Genomic DNA, 15,657 nt, shown 5'->3' on the forward strand with positions numbered 1-15,657 from the left:
TTAGTGCTAAAATCGCTACGGATGAATCCGAATTTTGTAGAAGAATTGCGTTGGCGTGGAATGATCCACGATACCATGCCCGAGACTGAAGAACACCTGCTGGAATCCATGCGATTGGCCTATATCGGCTTTGATCCCACCGCAGATTCCCTGCATATCGGAAACCTTGTTCCCATTATGCTGCTGGCCTTTTTTCAGCGCTGTGGCCACAAACCTGTTGCCTTAGTAGGTGGTGCCACAGGGATGATTGGGGATCCGTCCGGAAAATCAGCAGAACGAAATCTACTGGACGAGACCACTTTGCGTCACAATCAGGAATGCGTGCGGGCTCAACTGGCCCATTTCCTCGATTTCGATTCTGGTGCCGCCAATGAAGCCATCATGGTGAACAACTATGATTGGATGAAGGACATCAGCTTCCTGGACTTTATCCGGGATGTAGGTAAACATATCACCGTAAACTATATGATGGCCAAAGATTCGGTTAAGAACCGGATACAGGGAGAAGGAGTAGACGGGATGTCCTTTACCGAATTTACCTATCAGCTGGTACAGGGGTATGACTTTCTTCATCTTTACCGTGAGCACGATTGCACCCTACAGATGGGGGGAAGTGATCAGTGGGGGAATATCACCACCGGGACAGAAATGATCCGCAGAATCGCAGGGGGTAAAGGATTTGCCTTAACCTGTCCGCTCATCACCAAGAGCGATGGCAGTAAGTTTGGTAAAAGTGAAGGAGGGAATGTCTGGTTGGACCCAAAAAGGACCTCGCCTTATAAATTCTACCAATACTGGCTAAATACCTCAGACGAGGACGCACAGAAGTACATCAAGATCTTTACATTCTTAAACAAGGAAGAGGTCGACGCGCTAGTGGCAGAACATACAGAGGCTCCTCATCTGCGAGTACTACAAAAACGACTTGCCCAGGAAGTCACCACTACGGTGCATGGAGAACAGCAATACGAAAAGGCTGTTCAGGCATCGCAGATCCTGTTTGGAAGATCAACCTCAGAAGACTTATTGAAGTTGGATAAGGAAACCTTCCTGGAGGTCTTTGATGGGGTTCCTCAAGCAAAGCTGGATAGAGGCTTGCTCAATGATGGTTTGGATATTATCGGGGCTTTGGTAGAGCAAAGTGGGTTTCTCAAATCCAATGGGGAGGCCAGACGTGCCTTGAAAGAGAATTCCATTTCGGTGAACAAGGAAAAGGTAAATGATAGCAGATCGCTTAACACGGACGACCTGATCAGTGATCAGTTTGTCTTGTTGCAGCGTGGGAAACGCAATTATTTCATCCTGATCTTCCAATAACACCCAAAAAAGAAGTAACCCCCGGCTACACAAGTTGCAGCTAGAGGTTACTTTCAACTAACCAACCAATAAAGATTTATCTTTTTCACAGCCGGGACCCAAACAAACAACGCGATCCCGTAATTACTTTTGCACTTACTCAGTCTGTGCTGTGGCCACTTCCTTACAACTTCCGCTAAAAAAAGTTAGTCACCTCCGGATAGGGGATCAATGAGCTGATCAGTAAGGCTATACTTCCTTTTATCATGATAGTAATACTGATCATGATGGCCACAACCAAGATAGCGGTAGTGGTCTGGTTATTCTTGATGGCCTTAAACTCATTGTGTCCCTTGGTGAGCATGGAGAAGAGAAAGAATACTGCCGCGTTGATCAGGACGGCCATCAGAAAACCAATTCCCAAATAAAGCAAGGAATATTTTACGATGGAAGCATTGGTATAATTGACATCCTGGGTGGTGGAAATCCGAATGATATTGGTTATCGAAGGCAGGATCTCACTCAAGATCAATCCAATGGAAAGCACCACCCCAGAAGTAAATATCGTAAATGCGTGATTGTCTCCTTCCAGGTCTTCGTTGCGAAAGAAGAACCATTTTAGCAATCGATATGAGATGTAGATGACCAAAACGGTCAGGACGATGGATATAAAGATCTCGATCAGGGCCAGGGTGAATAGTTTCTCGTTCATAATATGCTATTTGCTGGTTAGTACTACATTCCAATAATTCATATCGTCTACGGAATAGGGGAGCTGACCGATCTTGAAATAACGGGCAGTGGTCTCCCAAACATAGTATCGTTTACCGTTAAAGGTTATCTGTTTTCCGCTTGCCGGGATGTTCAAGCCAATGATGGAATGACGATAAAAATCGCTGTTTAAAATGGCGACATCATAATCGAACCCCTTGAGAATGGAATAGATCATGACCGTCCGGGTATCACAGTCTCCCTTCAGGTTGCTCATAAAAGAAACGGGGTTTTGTATACCAAAGGGTTGTTCTCCCAGGCAACACTCGGGGCAATCTTCCAATATTTCCCGGATTGACCGCTCGTACATATAGGCCGGCAGGCATTCATCCTGAAAGACCAGGGAATAAGGGATGTCCTGGATACAACTAACCACCATCTCGGCAAAATCCATGGCAGACAAATTCCTGCTTTGTCCGATCTCCCTAAAGGCCTGCATAAGCAAGTCCAATTTTGGACCATCCTGTTGTTCCATATAATGATACAGCCTTCCCCAGAAATTGGTCTTCTGGCCAGGTGTATAGGAGTTCAGATAATCTTTGAGCATCTGATAGTCGTACTCTCGTACCATGAGTCGGGCCTGATAAGAGCTGCCGTAATTGTCCCGCCAAACCCGGTTACTTGCAAAGACAGGCACAGTCCCTCCATTCTCTTCCAGAGTGCTTCTGTTCACACCTTCCAGGCCTTCAAAGTTGTCGGATTGGTATCGGTTGGTTCGAAGTTCGCTATTGATCACCCTGATCCCTAGGCTGATCAATCCAATGAATACAGTCAGTATGATCAATCCTTGTCTAAAGACTCGTTTATCCGGTCTGCCCAGGAGCTCATTGGAAAAATATACCGAGACCCCTATAGCTAATGGAATAGCCAGTAACATGGGGAATCCCAGAAATCCTCGAACATAGACCAGTAAAATGACAGATAACATGCCTGCCAGTATCAAGTACATGCATCCTGCTGGTCTGGCTTGTTTTTTCCTTCCCATCAGATCACCATGAGATTACATCCCCGGATATCGCTTTGGTCAAAACGTCCAAGTACTTCGAAGGCCCCGTCCTCCTTAACTCGTCCCAGGTCCTGGGTGGCGATGAAGGAGCAGGAATGCACATTGGCCAGGTCTATCACATTGATCCCTCCCGTTGGTCCTTGTACCCAACTAAACGGATCTTCGGGATCCCGGGTCATGACCTTCATCCAGGGCGGGCAGCAGAAGATTCCGTCGCCCTTGGAATAGGCCTGAGATAGTAATTCCGTCATACCGTATTCACTCCAAATTTTATCTACACCAAACCCTGAACTCAGTTCATGATGAAGCTCGGCCCTGACCATCTCTTTTCGGCGTCCTTTCATCCCTCCGGTCTCCATCACCACGGTGTTTTTGAGCTTAAAAGGTCCATCGTCCAACAAGTCCAAAAGGGCAAAACTAACCCCGATTAAAAGCGTGGGTTGACCCGAAGCATCAAGTTCTCGTAGTTTATTGGCCAAACCGCTTAGGTCATCCAGGTAAAAACCACTCTCAGGATGATTACTTTGACGCATCAATCGGTCTACCATATAGATAAGCGAGGAGCCATTTCGCTCCAAATAGGCCGGCAAAAGCGCGAGAATAGCTATTTTTTCCGGCTCTCCCACCAGGTTACGAAATGCCAGGTCTGCACTCAGCTGATAGATCTCAAGATCCCTTACAAAATGTTTGCTGGTGATACTTCCAGTTGTCCCGCTGCTACTAAATACCATTTGGGTAGAAGAGGGTTCATCTGTGATGGCAAAATCCTTGAATAACTCAATGGGAATAAAAGGGATTTCATCCAAGTGCTCAACACTTCCCGGCGTTTTTCCGACCAATTGACAGAATTGGTTATAGGCTGCTACCTGCTCAAATTGATAACGGAAGATCTCCAGAGCCAGCTGGGAAAATTCATGGTCAGAATGGTGATTAAAGATCTTGTCGATCCACATGCGGCATAGGTTTCGCACTAAAAATACTCAAAAATGGGGCGAGGTCGGGTTTTGTACATCTATTCCCTCGGAAAGAGCATTCTTTTCTTGTTAAGTCAGTTTGAACCTCAGGTTATTGAATCGTTAATATTGGGCTACAGCCCAGCAGTCCGGCTAGGTTTAGTACTATCTTTAACTTTTAATATCTTTATCCTATCATGAAGAAGAAAGATACCAAAATTCTATTGGTTGATGACGAACCAGATATCCTGGAGATCGTGGGGTACAACCTCACTACCGAAGGTTATGAGATCATCACCGCGGAAAATGGGGTAGAAGCTATTGCCAAGGCTAAAAAGCATAAGCCCCATCTGGTCATCATGGATGTAATGATGCCCCAAATGGATGGTATAGAGGCCTGTGAAAAGATGAGGGAAGTCCCTGAATTATCGGAAACAGTGATCACTTTTCTGACGGCAAGGGGGGAGGATTATTCCCAGGTTGCAGGATTCGAAGCAGGAGCTGACGATTACATCACTAAACCAGTAAAGCCCAAGGTGCTTAAAAGTAAGGTCAAAGCTTTGTTGCGTCGCTTTAAGGAGCCTGAGTCCCAGGATGCCAACATCAAGATAGGTAACCTGGTGATCAATCGGGAAGAGTATAAGATCATGAAGGGGAAGGAAGAGCTCATACTTCCCAGAAAGGAATTCGAACTATTGGCCTTGTTGGCCTCCAAACCGGGAAAGGTATTTAAACGAGAAGATATCTTGGACCGCGTTTGGGGAAATGAGGTAGTAGTCGGTGGTCGGACCATCGACGTGCATATCCGTAAACTTCGGGAGAAGATCGGGGACGAAAAATTCAAAACCGTCAAAGGGGTTGGTTATAAATTCGTGGTATAATGATCGCCAACTTTAGCCGGTCCTACCGGTTTGCCGCTTATACTTCGGCCGTAATTACCCTTATCATGACACTCGTAATGGGTGTCTTTTTTTATTTCTTCATCGGGGCCCATTACAGCTATTTGGCGCTCTTCGCATTGATCTGTTACTGTGCTTCTTTTTTTATCATTCAGTTCAGGGTGGAAAGATTTATTTATGCGAGAGTAAAACAGATCTATGAGGATATACAACTACTAGACGCGACCTCCTTCAATCCGGATAATGTGACCACGGATATGGAAACCCTGACCAAAGAAGTGGAACGATTTGCAGTAGATAAGAAAAGGGAGATCGAATCCCTGATGATCCGAGAAAATTATCGCAAGGACTTTATCGGGAATATTTCTCACGAATTGAAAACACCTTTATTTACCGTCCAGGGATACATCCTTACTCTTCTGGATGGGGCCATGAAGGACAAGGCGGTGCGTAAGCGATATCTGCAACGAGCGAATAAGGGTGTAGAGCGGTTGATCTATATAGTGAAAGACCTGGACATGATCACCAAATTGGAGGTAGGTGATCTAAACCTGAATTACGAGGATTTCAATATCATCGAATTGGTGCAGAACGTATTCGACCTGCTGGATATCAAAGCCAACAAGAAGGACATTACCCTGACCTTTGATCGCACCTATACGGACAGCATCTTTGTATATGGTGATCGAGAGCGAATTCAGCAGGTTCTGACCAACCTGGTGGAGAATTCGATCAAGTATGGCAAAGAGGGCGGGACCACCGAGGTCAGTATAGAGGATCTGGTCCTGGACAAGGTGATCATACGTGTAACTGACAATGGCGAGGGGATAGAGTCGGATAAGATCCCTCGTCTTTTTGAGCGTTTTTACCGGGTAGATCCCAGTGGTTCCCGAAAAGAGGGTGGCAGCGGCCTCGGATTATCTATTGTTAAGCACATCGTAGAAGCCCACGATGAAAAGATCTACGTTGAGAGTGAATTTGGTGTAGGGTCCGAATTCTCATTCACCCTGGAAAAGTCCAAACAACTCCCCTAACTCGGTTCCGGGCTTCATTGTCTTAAGCCCTCTGTAGGCTGGGACCTTCCTCAATTTTTTCAAACTGAATTTTTCCTGCTTACAACTTGGAACAATCCCCTGATCTCGGAGTTGTTTTGCCAGGTATTTTTGTTCGTACTGCCCGGGGGTAGGTATGAAAAAGGCTGGTTTTTCTAAAGATGCCAGGTCCATAATTGTAGTGTAACCAGGCCGTGAAATGACCAATTCACTTTGATTAATGGCCTCCTCCAGTTCCTGACTTTGCATAAAATCAACAATGGTTATATTTCCTTTTTTAAGATTCTGAGATCTATCGCTTACAACACCTCTAACCAAAAGAATCTCTTCCTCAGTATTTTGAAACACTTCCAACATTTTAACTTCCAACAGGGTCCGTTGCGGTTCCGGTCCAGAAAGCAAGATCAATTTGTCGTATCTGGACGGAAGGTTGCGTTTGGCCATTCTGCTGATCGGACCAATGTATTTCAGATTGAGGGAGTGGTCGTTTAGATGTCCCAGTTTTCCGCTGAGGTTTATGGAGCCTTCCAGGTCAGGGATCCAGCATTGGTCAAATTTCCGGATAATCCGCTGATGCATTTTACTGCTAATTGCCGAGGTAGAACCACTGAGTACATTCAATTGATGAGTTATATAAACGGAGGGAATATTTTTATGGTAAACTCCCATTCGATTGTCGCTAATTATTCCATTTATTTTACTTTCGGCCACCAGGTTTGAAACAATGCGATTTTCTCGGCGAATGGCTTTCTGAATTTTGGGCATGCCTAACATCATTTTCCATTTAAAGAAAATCCCCTTCTGTGAATACTTTACATCATAAGCTGGGAGATCGATAAAACCCAATTCAGGGAACTCTTTTTTTAGCAACATCAGGGCTGCGCCGTCCGAACCGATCAAGACCTCGTAATCATTCTCTATCAGACTCTTTATAATAGGTATACAACGGGTTGCGTGACCAAGTCCCCAGTGTAAGGGAGCTACAAGAATGGTCTTTTTTTTTGGGTCGTTCTCAGATTTCATTTTAGGGGATAATGGCAAATTTACGGATTAAAGACAGGCGCAGATATTTCCGTAATTTTACCAAAAAATTAAGGAAAGCCAAGCAGTGGGTAGCAAGAACAAACTCAAGCGATTTGCGGAAAACGAAACTTTTGCCAATGTCATTCAGCCCAAGCGGGATGAGGTAATGTCCGGTCAATTCTCTTACAAGGGAAAATGGGGGTCCGACTTCTTTGGTAACGAAAATCCAATCGTGGTCGAATTGGGTTGCGGTAAAGGGGAATATTCGGTCAATCTCGCCAGGAAATATCCCGAGAAAAATTTCATAGGTGTAGACATAAAAGGGGCTCGATTTTGGAGAGGCGCCAAGACCGCTTTAAGCGAAGAGCTTTCCAATGTGGCCTTTCTACGTACCCAGATCGAATTGATCGATCTCTGTTTTGCCGGGCAGGAGGTAGATGAGATCTGGATCACCTTCCCCGATCCACAGATCAAATACAAACGGACCAAGCATCGTATGACCAATACCGAATTCCTGGATAAATACAGGCAGATTCTCCGTCCAAGCGGGCTGGTTCATCTAAAGACGGACAGTGAGTTCATGCATGGATACACCATAGGGCTGTTGCACGGACTGGGAGAAGAGATCCTTTATGCCCATCACGATGTCTATGGAAACGATATGAGCCCAGAAGAAGTGACAGGAATTCAAACGTTTTACGAGTCCCAATATCTGGAACAAGGCAAGAAGATCACCTACTTGCGTTTCCGTCTTCGTTCCAAATAAATTGGTATCTTCAACCCGGACCAACCAATTTAGATGAGCTTACTCTACAACGCCTTTATCGCATTCTTTGGATCGATGATAGGGGTAATTCCACCTGGATTATTGAACATGTCTGCTGCTAAGATCAGCATGGAGAGTGGACGAAAGAGTGCTTTGCTCTTCTCCTCGGGTGTCGCCCTGACTGTTTGCATTCAGACCTGCATAGCTCTGCTTTTTGCCCGTTACCTGGATAGACATCCTGAGGTAATTGACCTGCTGCAGAAAGTTGCCCTTGGTATCTTTTTCACACTGACCATTTACTTCTTTTTCTTCGCAAAAGATACGCGGCAACAACGTCCAAAGACTGTAAACAGGTCTGGTGTGAACCGCTTTTTTTACGGCATGTTCCTGGCGGCCCTCAATTTGTTGCCTCTTCCGTATTGGGTCTATATTTCCATTACCTTGAACAATTTCGGCTGGTTCAGTTTCGATCAGTCGGGGATAGCCATAGCTTCAATAGCTTCAGGAGCGGGGACATTTACCATGCTGTCTCTTTATTCCCGATTCTTCAGAACCCGAGAAGAAGCACATAATCTGCGGATCAATATGAACTATATCATAGGTCTTATAACGGCCACCATTACTGTGGTTACATTGGTGAAGATCATCAGAAGCTTCTAAAATGAACCAATCGGATAGTTTCTTCCAACGAGTCTATGAGGTTGTCCGCTTGGTTCCGGCGGGACGTGTAACCTCCTATGGGGCTATCGCCCGTTACTTGGGAAGTGCAGGCAGCGCTCGCATGGTAGGTTGGGCCATGAATGCATCACATGGACAGTCGGATGTGCCGGCTCATCGGGTGGTCAATCGGGTTGGATTGCTAAGCGGGAAGCATCATTTTCAAGGGACCAATCTGATGCAGCAGTTATTGGAGAGCGAAGGAGTAGTGGTCGAGGATAACCAAGTACGCGATTTCAAGGAGGTGTATTGGGATCCAAATTTAGAGCTCAATCCTTGATTTCAGGCTATTTTCGAGCCTGATAGCTGCATTGGTCATTTCGATTTCCCAGCTATAGTTTATCGAGTTTTACCCCTATCTTTGCATTTTAGAACTAGTCTAAATAATTGCTGAGTAAAAGATGATCAAAAAACAGGATGTCCTAAGAGCCTTGGAATCTATAACACTCGCTGGTGAGGGCCAGAATATGGTTGCTAGTGGGGCAGTTCAGAACGTTGTTAGCTTTGCCAACGAGGTTATCGTAGATCTGAAGATGAGTACACCGGCCATGCACATCAAAAAACGTGCTGAGGCCGATGTGATCAAAGTGATCAAAGAACAGGTGAGTCCTGATGCTGAGGTTACTGTTAACATCAAGGTCGAAGCACCGGCCAAACCACAAAATCCAAATCTGATCAAGGGAAAGCCCATCCCGGGGATCAAGAATATAATAGCCGTTGCCTCTGGGAAAGGTGGAGTTGGTAAATCTACCATCACGGCGAACCTGGCGGTAACGCTCTCCAATATGGGGTTCAAGGTGGGAATACTGGATGCGGATATCTATGGTCCATCCATTCCACTGATGTTCGATGTCTTTAATGAACGGCCACTGTCCGTTAATGTGGACGGTAAAAGTAAGATGAAGCCCATAGAGAACTACGGGGTAAAGGTGCTTTCCATTGGCTTTTTTACCAAACCCAACCAGGCCGTGATCTGGCGTGGTCCTATGGCAGCGAAAGCATTGAATCAGTTGATATTTGATGCGGACTGGGGAGAGCTGGATTTTATGCTGATCGACCTTCCTCCGGGAACCGGTGACATCCATTTGAGTATTATGCAATCCCTTCCCATCACAGGAGCTGTTGTTGTCAGTACCCCTCAAACTGTTGCCCTTGCAGACGCCCGCAAAGGGGTTGCTATGTTCCAGCAGGAGAATATTCAGGTGCCGGTATTGGGGATAGTAGAGAACATGGCCTATTTTACGCCAGAAGAACTGCCGGACAACAAATACTATATCTTTGGGCAATCAGGAGCCAGGAATCTATCCGAAGATCTGGATATTCCTTTCCTTGGAGAGATTCCGCTTGTTCAGAGCATTAGAGAGGCAGGAGATGTCGGTAGGCCGGCTGCCATGCAGACCGGAACTCCATTAAGCGAAGCTTTCGAGGAGGTGACACGGAATGCTGTGGAGCAAACCGTTAGAAGAAATGAATCATTGCCACCAACCGAGGCCATCAAGATCACAACAATGGCTGGTTGTTCGGCGGTAAAAAAATAATATGGAAGATCAAGAACTACGTACTAAGGTCGAGGATGCTCTGGAAGAGATTCGACCTTTTTTGAGAAGCGATGGGGGTGATATTTCACTGATCTCCATTGAGGACGGGAAAACAGTGCAGGTCAGACTGGAAGGTGCTTGTGTTGGCTGTTCTGTAAACCAAATGACCTTGAAAAGTGGGGTGGAAATGACCATCAAGAAACACGCACCCCAGATCGAATCGGTGATCAATATTTAGGGTGATAAAGATCATTTAGCAGCTATAAGCCTGGACTTAATTTTGGCCCAAATCAATTTCGATACATGATCAAGACCGATATACTTATCATTGGAGCAGGACCCACCGGACTTTTTACCGTATTCGAAGCCGGATTGCTTAAACTTCGATGTCACCTGATCGATGCCCTTCCACAACCTGGAGGTCAATGTGCGGAGATCTACCCAAAAAAACCTATTTACGATATTCCTGCGTTTCCAGAAGTATTGGCAGGGGACCTGGTCGATAATCTCATGAAACAGATCGAACCGTTTCAGCCAGGATTCACCCTTGGTGAGCGGGCTGAAACCATCGACAAAGATGAGGATGGCCAGTTTATCGTGACCACCAACAAGGGAACACAACACAAAGCCCCTGTCATTGCAATAGCTGGAGGGCTTGGAAGCTTTGAGCCGCGTAAACCACCTATTGCCAACATAGCCGATTTTGAGGACAAGGGAGTTGAATACGTTATTCGCGATCCTGAAGTCTATCGCAATAAAAATGTCGTCATAGCTGGGGGTGGAGATTCGGCCCTCGATTGGAGTATTTTCTTAACTGATGTGGCTGCAAGTGTGACACTGATCCACAGACGAAACGAGTTCCGAGGTGCTTTGGATAGTGTTGAAAAAGTCCAAGAACTGAAGGATGCCGGAAAGATCAAGCTGATAACACCAGCTGAGGTAATCGGTCTAAAAGGTGATGGTCACATCAGCGGTGTAACTGTTAAGCGGTCCGGTGAGGAGTTTGACCTGGAATGTGACCATTTTGTGCCACTTTTTGGCTTGGCACCTAAATTAGGTCCTATGGCCAATTGGGGGCTGGAGATCGAAAAGAATGCCATTAAAGTGGATAACAGCCTGGATTACCAAACCAATATCCCTGGGATCTATGCTATCGGTGACATCAATACCTATCCTGGTAAACTTAAATTGATCCTTTGTGGATTCCACGAGGCTACTTTGATGTGTCAGAGTGCCTATCAGCGAATACACCCGGGCAAGCGCTATGTGATGAAGTACACCACAGTTGGTGGTGTAGAGGGCTTCGACGGAAGTAAGAAAGAAGCCCCTAAAGCTGTGGTCAAGGCCATCAATTGATCATGGAGTCACCAGATATTCCAATAACTATCATCGATCGCGAAGGAGTCAGTCATGAAGTAATGGCGCCCACCGATATGAATATGAACCTGATGGAGGTAGTTCGCTCTTACGAGTTGGCTCCGGAGGGTACCATTGGTATATGTGGCGGAATGGCCATGTGCGCATCCTGTCAGTGCTATGTATTAAGTGAACATCCGCTGCCGGAGAAAGGCCCGGACGAAGAAGCTATGCTTGCCGAGGCTTTTTTTGTAGAAGATAACAGTCGGCTTGGATGTCAGATCCCGATCACTCCAGAGCTTTCTGGCTTGAAAGTACACCTCGCCCCAGAGGAAATGTAAATTCAGAATTGCTAACTTTAGAGAAGCTCGATTGAGAGCTTGTTCAACTAAACTTATCAGCAATTCATTATGAAATCCTTCCTTCGATCATTGACCATTCCGGTATGCCAGTCCAAATGGTATGTGGACCTTTTATTTGCAATACCTCGATTTGTTGGTGGTATGCTTTTGGCCATTGATTTCGGTGCTTCCAAATTCGGGATGCCCTGGAGTTCGGCAGAGAATGAGCTCGGTCTATTTGAGGTGGCAGCCTGGTTTCCGGAGGACGTGGCCAAATTTGGTGGGATCTTCGCCTTAGCTCCAACCTTCTTTGCCTGGTTAGGCGGTGCCAGTGAGGCTATCGGAGGGATTTTCCTTGCTGCCGGTCTGCAAACGAGAGTTGCTTCATTCCTGGTCATGTGTACCATGTTGGTCGCTATTTTCTTTCAGAAATGGGGAGACGGTACCTGGGGTATGCTCCCTGCCATGGGGTTCCTGTGGCTGGCTATCTACAATCTCGGTCTGGGCTCCGGCCGGTTTGGACTGGACTACCTCATCAGTAAGCGTTGGAGTAAATAATAGCTTAAGTCCTTTTGTAATCACATAATTCCTGCGGACCTTCCAGGAGATTGCGAACAACCCTTAGGGTTCCATCTGCAGTGGTAGCGATATGCCATTTGATCAGGGAGATCTTTCCGTTTTCGATCTCCAGGCCGGTTATGCTGCGCGGATGCACACAACTCCCATCATTGAACAACGGGATCTCTCCAGGCTCGGGAAAACGTGGTCTGTGTGTATGTCCCATGATGGTGATCAGGTTGCGGTTGTTCAATATCCAGCGTTTACACCTTTTCTCGACCCGTTTCAACTCCCGGTAATTCCTGGCAGGGCTGGTTGGATCACCAATTCCGAATATCTGCAAGGGACGCCAGAGCACCTGTACCAGGAAACGATTGACCTTCCAGCCGTGGTAATTCATCCATTCGGCCTGGTGACCATGAGTGAGAAATATTTCCTGTTCGTTCTCACGGTGCTGCAAGATTATCCCCTCCGGTAGTTGAATCCCGGGGAAGAGTGGTACTTCCTGATCGGTGATCTTATCTAGGTAGGAATGAAGGTGCTTTTCCACAAAGCGTTTGGATCTCATTACCATATCGTGATTGCCGAGAACCCGATGATAGCGATTCTCGCGGTAATATTTTTTCAAGAGTTGAAAAACCTGCCTGTGGGCTTCGAAGATGGTGTCAAAATCCATGACTTCCCATAGCTCATCTCCATCGCCTAATTCGAGGTAGGTATATCCGGCGTCAAAGTAATGGCTCAATGCATGGAAATAGACATTGCGGTTGTTGGCGAAGTCGTCGGCAAAACTGTTGTCCCCTCTGTGAACATCACTAAAGATGATAAACTTGGAGTCGTCATCGAAGTGAATCTTCTGTGCACTTTGGTAGGCTTTTGTCAGGCGTGTCTGGGAGGACATGTAAACGGTTTGTTTAAAGATACAATCCCCCGGGATATAAAAAAAGGCGCCTATTGGGCGCCTTTCTCTTGTTCGTTATAACTTATTTGAAAGCGTTGAAGCCGGTCACATCCAGGCCTGTGATCAGCAGGTGAATGTCGTGAGTTCCTTCGTAGGTGATCACACTCTCCAGGTTCATCATATGGCGCATAATGGGATACTCTCCCGTAATTCCCATTCCGCCCAACATTTGGCGTGCTTCTCGAGCGATCTTGATAGCCATGTCTACATTGTTTCGTTTGGCCATGGAGATTTGAGCCGAACTGGCGCGCCCCTCGTTCTTTAATTGGCCCAATCGGAATACCAGCAATTGTGCCTTGGTGATCTCGGTGATCATTTCGGCCAATTTCTTTTGCTGCAATTGGAATCCACCGATAGGCTTACCAAATTGTACACGCTCCTTAGAGTATCTCAGAGCAGTATCGTAACAGTCCATGGCAGCACCGATCGCTCCCCAGGCAATTCCGTAACGTGCAGAATCCAAGCACCCAAGCGGAGCTCCCAACCCTGATTTGTTAGGAAGTAGGTTTTCCTTGGGAACTTTCACATCCTGGAATATAAGTTCTCCCGTGGCTGAAGCTCTCAGGGACCATTTATTATGAGTCTCCGGGGTGCTGAAGCCTTCCATACCGCGCTCGACGATCAAGCCGTGGATACGTCCTTCTTCGTTTTTGGCCCAGACCACCGCCACATCACAAAAAGGCGAATTAGATATCCACAACTTGGCTCCATTAAGCAGGTAGTGATCCCCCATATCTTTAAAATTGGTGACCATACCACCAGGATTACTTCCGAAGTCAGGCTCGGTTAGCCCGAAGGATCCCATCCATTCCCCAGTGGCTAGCTTGGGCAAATATTTCTGCCGTTGCTCTTCATTTCCATACTTCCAGATGGGGTACATCACCAAACTGGATTGAACGGAAGCGGTAGATCGAACTCCACTGTCTCCGCGCTCTATCTCTTGCATGATAAGCCCGTAGGAGATCTGATCCAATCCTGCTCCTCCGTATTCCACCGGAATATAAGGTCCAAAGGCTCCAATCTCGGCAAGCCCAGGGATGATGGATTTTGGGAATTCGGCCTTTTGGGCAGCTTCCTCGATAATCGGCGAAACATCACGCTTCACCCACTGACGGGCAGCGTCTCTAATTAGTTTGTGCTCCTCGGTTAAAAGTTCGTCCAGTAAGTAGTAATCTGGAGATTCGAAAAGATCGGGTTTCATGTAGTCGTTTTTTGGATGCTCAAAGGTAGCCAATGCCCCTGAATTTCAAATAGAACTATTGAAAAAATTAGCCGTTTAAGGCCTTGGATAAAAGCCTGTGAAACTGATGGACTCCCTGCTCCCTGGTCGGAGAGTATCGGCCAGCCTGATAAAGCGAGGATCGCACCCCTTTTTGTACATTTTCTACAACGAACTCGTCTTCTCGTTCAACCTTCTCCAAAGATGCACCGGCTCCTACTTCCAGTTTAGACGGGTCCAATACGTAGGTCAGAAAGGAGACTTTGGTTCTGTCCATGCCCAAAGGTTTAACCACATTGACCGATAAGCCCCACGGATAGAAGTTCAGCATGATGTTGGGAAAGATCCAATAATAGTAAGCCCCAATGTCCTCCCCGTGATCCGGGTGTCCTTCCGGGAGGTCAAAAACCTCGGTAGCATCCTGTGCATAGCCGATCTGTAAATTCCCCTGCTCAAACATCACCGTTTTATACTTGCCATAATCCAGGGCTGCCATAAGGCCATCGTGTACAAACGGGATATGGAATCCTTCCAGGTAGTTGTCGCAATACAGTGCCCAATGGGCATGCACCAGGTAGTCTTTACTCAAGGTAGGAGCAAATCGGAAATCTTCCAAGGGAAGGAACCCAACCCGCTGCTCTAACTCGTTGATCACTTCCTGAAAGTTTGCGGTTCGGTCCAAGCTTCCAAAGAGCCAGGGACCCCACTGCTGCAAAGGTAAATTGGGTAAGTGATCACAGGGCCTTGGGAAATCTTCTGCCTGTTCAAACTCCGGCATATATTCAAATTTTCCTTCCAGGTCGAAACGGCGTCCATGATAACCACAGATCAGTTTTTTGGGTTTTCCTGCTTCCAGAACTACCTTATTTCCACGATGTGTACAAACATTACTCAGCAATTGGATCTGGTGGGACTTATTCCTTGTTAACACCAATGGCTCTGAGAGAAAGCCCGGTAGCAATTCTAGCGGATAAACCGTCCTATTCCCGGATAATACTGTTATATCGCCCAACCAATGCCAGGATTTTAAAAAGACCTTGTCCTTCAGTTCGGTAAAGATCTGCTCGTCTCGGTAAAAGGAGGCCGGAAGGGTTTCCGCCTTTCTAATGTCGGTATCAATATGGAAGCGCTTGCCCATGATTTTATTGTATCTTCCCGTGAATTGACTAAAAATACACAATTCAGACTAGCTAACCGAATC

The 15,657-nt window shown here is 46.4% G+C and carries 18 protein-coding genes; 11 read left to right on the top strand and 7 right to left on the bottom strand.

The annotated features are described in order from the left end of the window. Positions 1 to 21: 21 nt before the first annotated feature. Complete coding sequence (tyrS, locus tag BST85_RS13705) at positions 22 to 1,317, top strand: tyrosine--tRNA ligase (protein WP_104813783.1); 1,296 nt, start codon at positions 22 to 24, stop codon at positions 1,315 to 1,317. Positions 1,318 to 1,492: 175 nt separating this feature from the next. Here tyrS and BST85_RS13710 read toward each other — a convergent pair whose 3' ends face one another. Genes BST85_RS13710 through BST85_RS13720 form a run of 3 tightly spaced genes read right to left on the bottom strand, consistent with a single transcriptional unit; the run spans position 1,493 to position 4,026 of the window. Then, complete coding sequence (locus BST85_RS13710) at positions 1,493 to 2,008, bottom strand: DUF350 domain-containing protein (RefSeq protein ID WP_104813784.1); 516 nt, start codon at positions 2,006 to 2,008, stop codon at positions 1,493 to 1,495. 6 nt (positions 2,009 to 2,014) lie between these two features. Next, a complete protein-coding gene (locus BST85_RS13715; RefSeq protein ID WP_104813785.1) occupies positions 2,015 to 3,052 on the bottom strand; it encodes a hypothetical protein in 1,038 nt (345 codons plus the stop codon). Then, positions 3,052 to 4,026 carry a LuxE/PaaK family acyltransferase gene (locus BST85_RS13720; protein ID WP_104813786.1) on the bottom strand — a complete coding sequence of 325 codons (975 nt, stop codon included), beginning with the start codon at positions 4,024 to 4,026 and terminating at the stop codon, positions 3,052 to 3,054. Before BST85_RS13720 ends, BST85_RS13715 begins: the two co-directional genes overlap by 1 nt. A 197-nt stretch (positions 4,027 to 4,223) precedes the next feature. On the opposite strand from BST85_RS13720, the gene BST85_RS13725 reads away from it, so the two are divergent. Then, positions 4,224 to 4,907, top strand: a complete 684-nt coding sequence (locus tag BST85_RS13725) for a response regulator transcription factor (protein ID WP_104813787.1) — start codon at positions 4,224 to 4,226, stop codon at positions 4,905 to 4,907. Beyond that, positions 4,907 to 5,959, top strand: a complete 1,053-nt coding sequence (locus BST85_RS13730; RefSeq protein WP_104813788.1) for a sensor histidine kinase — start codon at positions 4,907 to 4,909, stop codon at positions 5,957 to 5,959. Before BST85_RS13725 ends, BST85_RS13730 begins: the two co-directional genes overlap by 1 nt. Here BST85_RS13730 and BST85_RS13735 read toward each other — a convergent pair. Beyond that, entirely contained in the window at positions 5,924 to 7,000 is a 1,077-nt protein-coding gene (locus BST85_RS13735) for a glycosyltransferase (RefSeq protein ID WP_104813789.1), read from the bottom strand. The two genes, BST85_RS13730 and BST85_RS13735, sit on opposite strands and share 36 nt — an antisense overlap. Before the next feature lie 85 nt (positions 7,001 to 7,085). Here BST85_RS13735 and trmB point away from each other — a divergent pair, with 85 nt between their 5' ends. From trmB to BST85_RS13775, 8 genes are all read left to right on the top strand, one after another. Further along, entirely contained in the window at positions 7,086 to 7,766 is a 681-nt protein-coding gene (gene trmB / locus BST85_RS13740) for a tRNA (guanosine(46)-N7)-methyltransferase TrmB (protein WP_104813790.1), read from the top strand. A 33-nt stretch (positions 7,767 to 7,799) separates the two neighbouring features. Then, on the top strand, positions 7,800 to 8,426 hold the full coding sequence (locus BST85_RS13745; RefSeq protein WP_104813791.1) for a lysine transporter LysE: 627 nt from the start codon (positions 7,800 to 7,802) through the stop codon (positions 8,424 to 8,426). 1 nt (position 8,427) lies between these two features. Continuing rightward, positions 8,428 to 8,763, top strand: coding sequence for an MGMT family protein (locus tag BST85_RS13750; RefSeq protein ID WP_104813792.1), 336 nt, complete (start codon positions 8,428 to 8,430; stop codon positions 8,761 to 8,763). A gap of 121 nt (positions 8,764 to 8,884) precedes the next feature. Further along, positions 8,885 to 10,021 (top strand): Mrp/NBP35 family ATP-binding protein, encoded by a 1,137-nt coding sequence (locus tag BST85_RS13755; protein ID WP_104813793.1) that lies wholly within the window; start codon positions 8,885 to 8,887, stop codon positions 10,019 to 10,021. A 1-nt stretch (position 10,022) separates the two neighbouring features. Continuing rightward, positions 10,023 to 10,259 (top strand): NifU family protein, encoded by a 237-nt coding sequence (locus tag BST85_RS13760; protein WP_104813794.1) that lies wholly within the window; start codon positions 10,023 to 10,025, stop codon positions 10,257 to 10,259. A gap of 65 nt (positions 10,260 to 10,324) precedes the next feature. Beyond that, entirely contained in the window at positions 10,325 to 11,377 is a 1,053-nt protein-coding gene (locus BST85_RS13765) for an NAD(P)/FAD-dependent oxidoreductase (RefSeq protein ID WP_104813795.1), read from the top strand. Positions 11,378 to 11,379: 2 nt separating this feature from the next. Then, the gene (locus tag BST85_RS13770) at positions 11,380 to 11,718 is read left to right on the top strand and encodes a 2Fe-2S iron-sulfur cluster-binding protein (protein WP_104813796.1); all 339 of its coding nucleotides are present in this window, start codon (positions 11,380 to 11,382) and stop codon (positions 11,716 to 11,718) included. Between the two features lie 69 nt (positions 11,719 to 11,787). Then, positions 11,788 to 12,276 carry a DoxX family protein gene (locus BST85_RS13775; RefSeq protein ID WP_104813797.1) on the top strand — a complete coding sequence of 163 codons (489 nt, stop codon included), beginning with the start codon at positions 11,788 to 11,790 and terminating at the stop codon, positions 12,274 to 12,276. 4 nt (positions 12,277 to 12,280) lie between these two features. Here the strand turns inward: BST85_RS13775 and BST85_RS13780 are convergent, their stop codons facing one another. From BST85_RS13780 to BST85_RS13790, 3 genes are all read right to left on the bottom strand, one after another. After that, positions 12,281 to 13,177 (bottom strand): metallophosphoesterase, encoded by an 897-nt coding sequence (locus BST85_RS13780; RefSeq protein ID WP_104813798.1) that lies wholly within the window; start codon positions 13,175 to 13,177, stop codon positions 12,281 to 12,283. An 82-nt stretch (positions 13,178 to 13,259) separates the two neighbouring features. Then, a complete protein-coding gene (locus BST85_RS13785) occupies positions 13,260 to 14,438 on the bottom strand; it encodes an acyl-CoA dehydrogenase family protein (protein ID WP_104814020.1) in 1,179 nt (392 codons plus the stop codon). 67 nt (positions 14,439 to 14,505) lie between these two features. After that, entirely contained in the window at positions 14,506 to 15,594 is a 1,089-nt protein-coding gene (locus tag BST85_RS13790) for an aromatic ring-hydroxylating oxygenase subunit alpha (RefSeq protein ID WP_104813799.1), read from the bottom strand. Positions 15,595 to 15,657 lie beyond the last annotated feature (63 nt).

The sequence above is a fragment of the Aureitalea marina genome (genome assembly GCF_002943755.1).
GTDB classification, from domain to species: Bacteria; Bacteroidota; Bacteroidia; order Flavobacteriales; family Flavobacteriaceae; genus Aureitalea; species Aureitalea marina.

What these genes read in the sequence shown, in the direction of transcription:
- tyrS (WP_104813783.1), top strand. Translation starts at nt 22, where the DNA reads ATGAATCCGAATTTTGTAGAAGAATTGCGTTGGCGTGGAATGATCCAC.
- BST85_RS13710 (WP_104813784.1), bottom strand. Translation starts at nt 2,008, where the DNA reads ATGAACGAGAAACTATTCACCCTGGCCCTGATCGAGATCTTTATATCC.
- BST85_RS13715 (WP_104813785.1), bottom strand. Translation starts at nt 3,052, where the DNA reads ATGGGAAGGAAAAAACAAGCCAGACCAGCAGGATGCATGTACTTGATA.
- BST85_RS13720 (WP_104813786.1), bottom strand. Translation starts at nt 4,026, where the DNA reads ATGTGGATCGACAAGATCTTTAATCACCATTCTGACCATGAATTTTCC.
- BST85_RS13725 (WP_104813787.1), top strand. Translation starts at nt 4,224, where the DNA reads ATGAAGAAGAAAGATACCAAAATTCTATTGGTTGATGACGAACCAGAT.
- BST85_RS13730 (WP_104813788.1), top strand. Translation starts at nt 4,907, where the DNA reads ATGATCGCCAACTTTAGCCGGTCCTACCGGTTTGCCGCTTATACTTCG.
- BST85_RS13735 (WP_104813789.1), bottom strand. Translation starts at nt 7,000, where the DNA reads ATGAAATCTGAGAACGACCCAAAAAAAAAGACCATTCTTGTAGCTCCC.
- BST85_RS13745 (WP_104813791.1), top strand. Translation starts at nt 7,800, where the DNA reads ATGAGCTTACTCTACAACGCCTTTATCGCATTCTTTGGATCGATGATA.
- BST85_RS13750 (WP_104813792.1), top strand. Translation starts at nt 8,428, where the DNA reads ATGAACCAATCGGATAGTTTCTTCCAACGAGTCTATGAGGTTGTCCGC.
- BST85_RS13755 (WP_104813793.1), top strand. Translation starts at nt 8,885, where the DNA reads ATGATCAAAAAACAGGATGTCCTAAGAGCCTTGGAATCTATAACACTC.
- BST85_RS13760 (WP_104813794.1), top strand. Translation starts at nt 10,023, where the DNA reads ATGGAAGATCAAGAACTACGTACTAAGGTCGAGGATGCTCTGGAAGAG.
- BST85_RS13765 (WP_104813795.1), top strand. Translation starts at nt 10,325, where the DNA reads ATGATCAAGACCGATATACTTATCATTGGAGCAGGACCCACCGGACTT.
- BST85_RS13770 (WP_104813796.1), top strand. Translation starts at nt 11,380, where the DNA reads ATGGAGTCACCAGATATTCCAATAACTATCATCGATCGCGAAGGAGTC.
- BST85_RS13775 (WP_104813797.1), top strand. Translation starts at nt 11,788, where the DNA reads ATGAAATCCTTCCTTCGATCATTGACCATTCCGGTATGCCAGTCCAAA.
- BST85_RS13780 (WP_104813798.1), bottom strand. Translation starts at nt 13,177, where the DNA reads ATGTCCTCCCAGACACGCCTGACAAAAGCCTACCAAAGTGCACAGAAG.
- BST85_RS13785 (WP_104814020.1), bottom strand. Translation starts at nt 14,438, where the DNA reads ATGAAACCCGATCTTTTCGAATCTCCAGATTACTACTTACTGGACGAA.
- BST85_RS13790 (WP_104813799.1), bottom strand. Translation starts at nt 15,594, where the DNA reads ATGGGCAAGCGCTTCCATATTGATACCGACATTAGAAAGGCGGAAACC.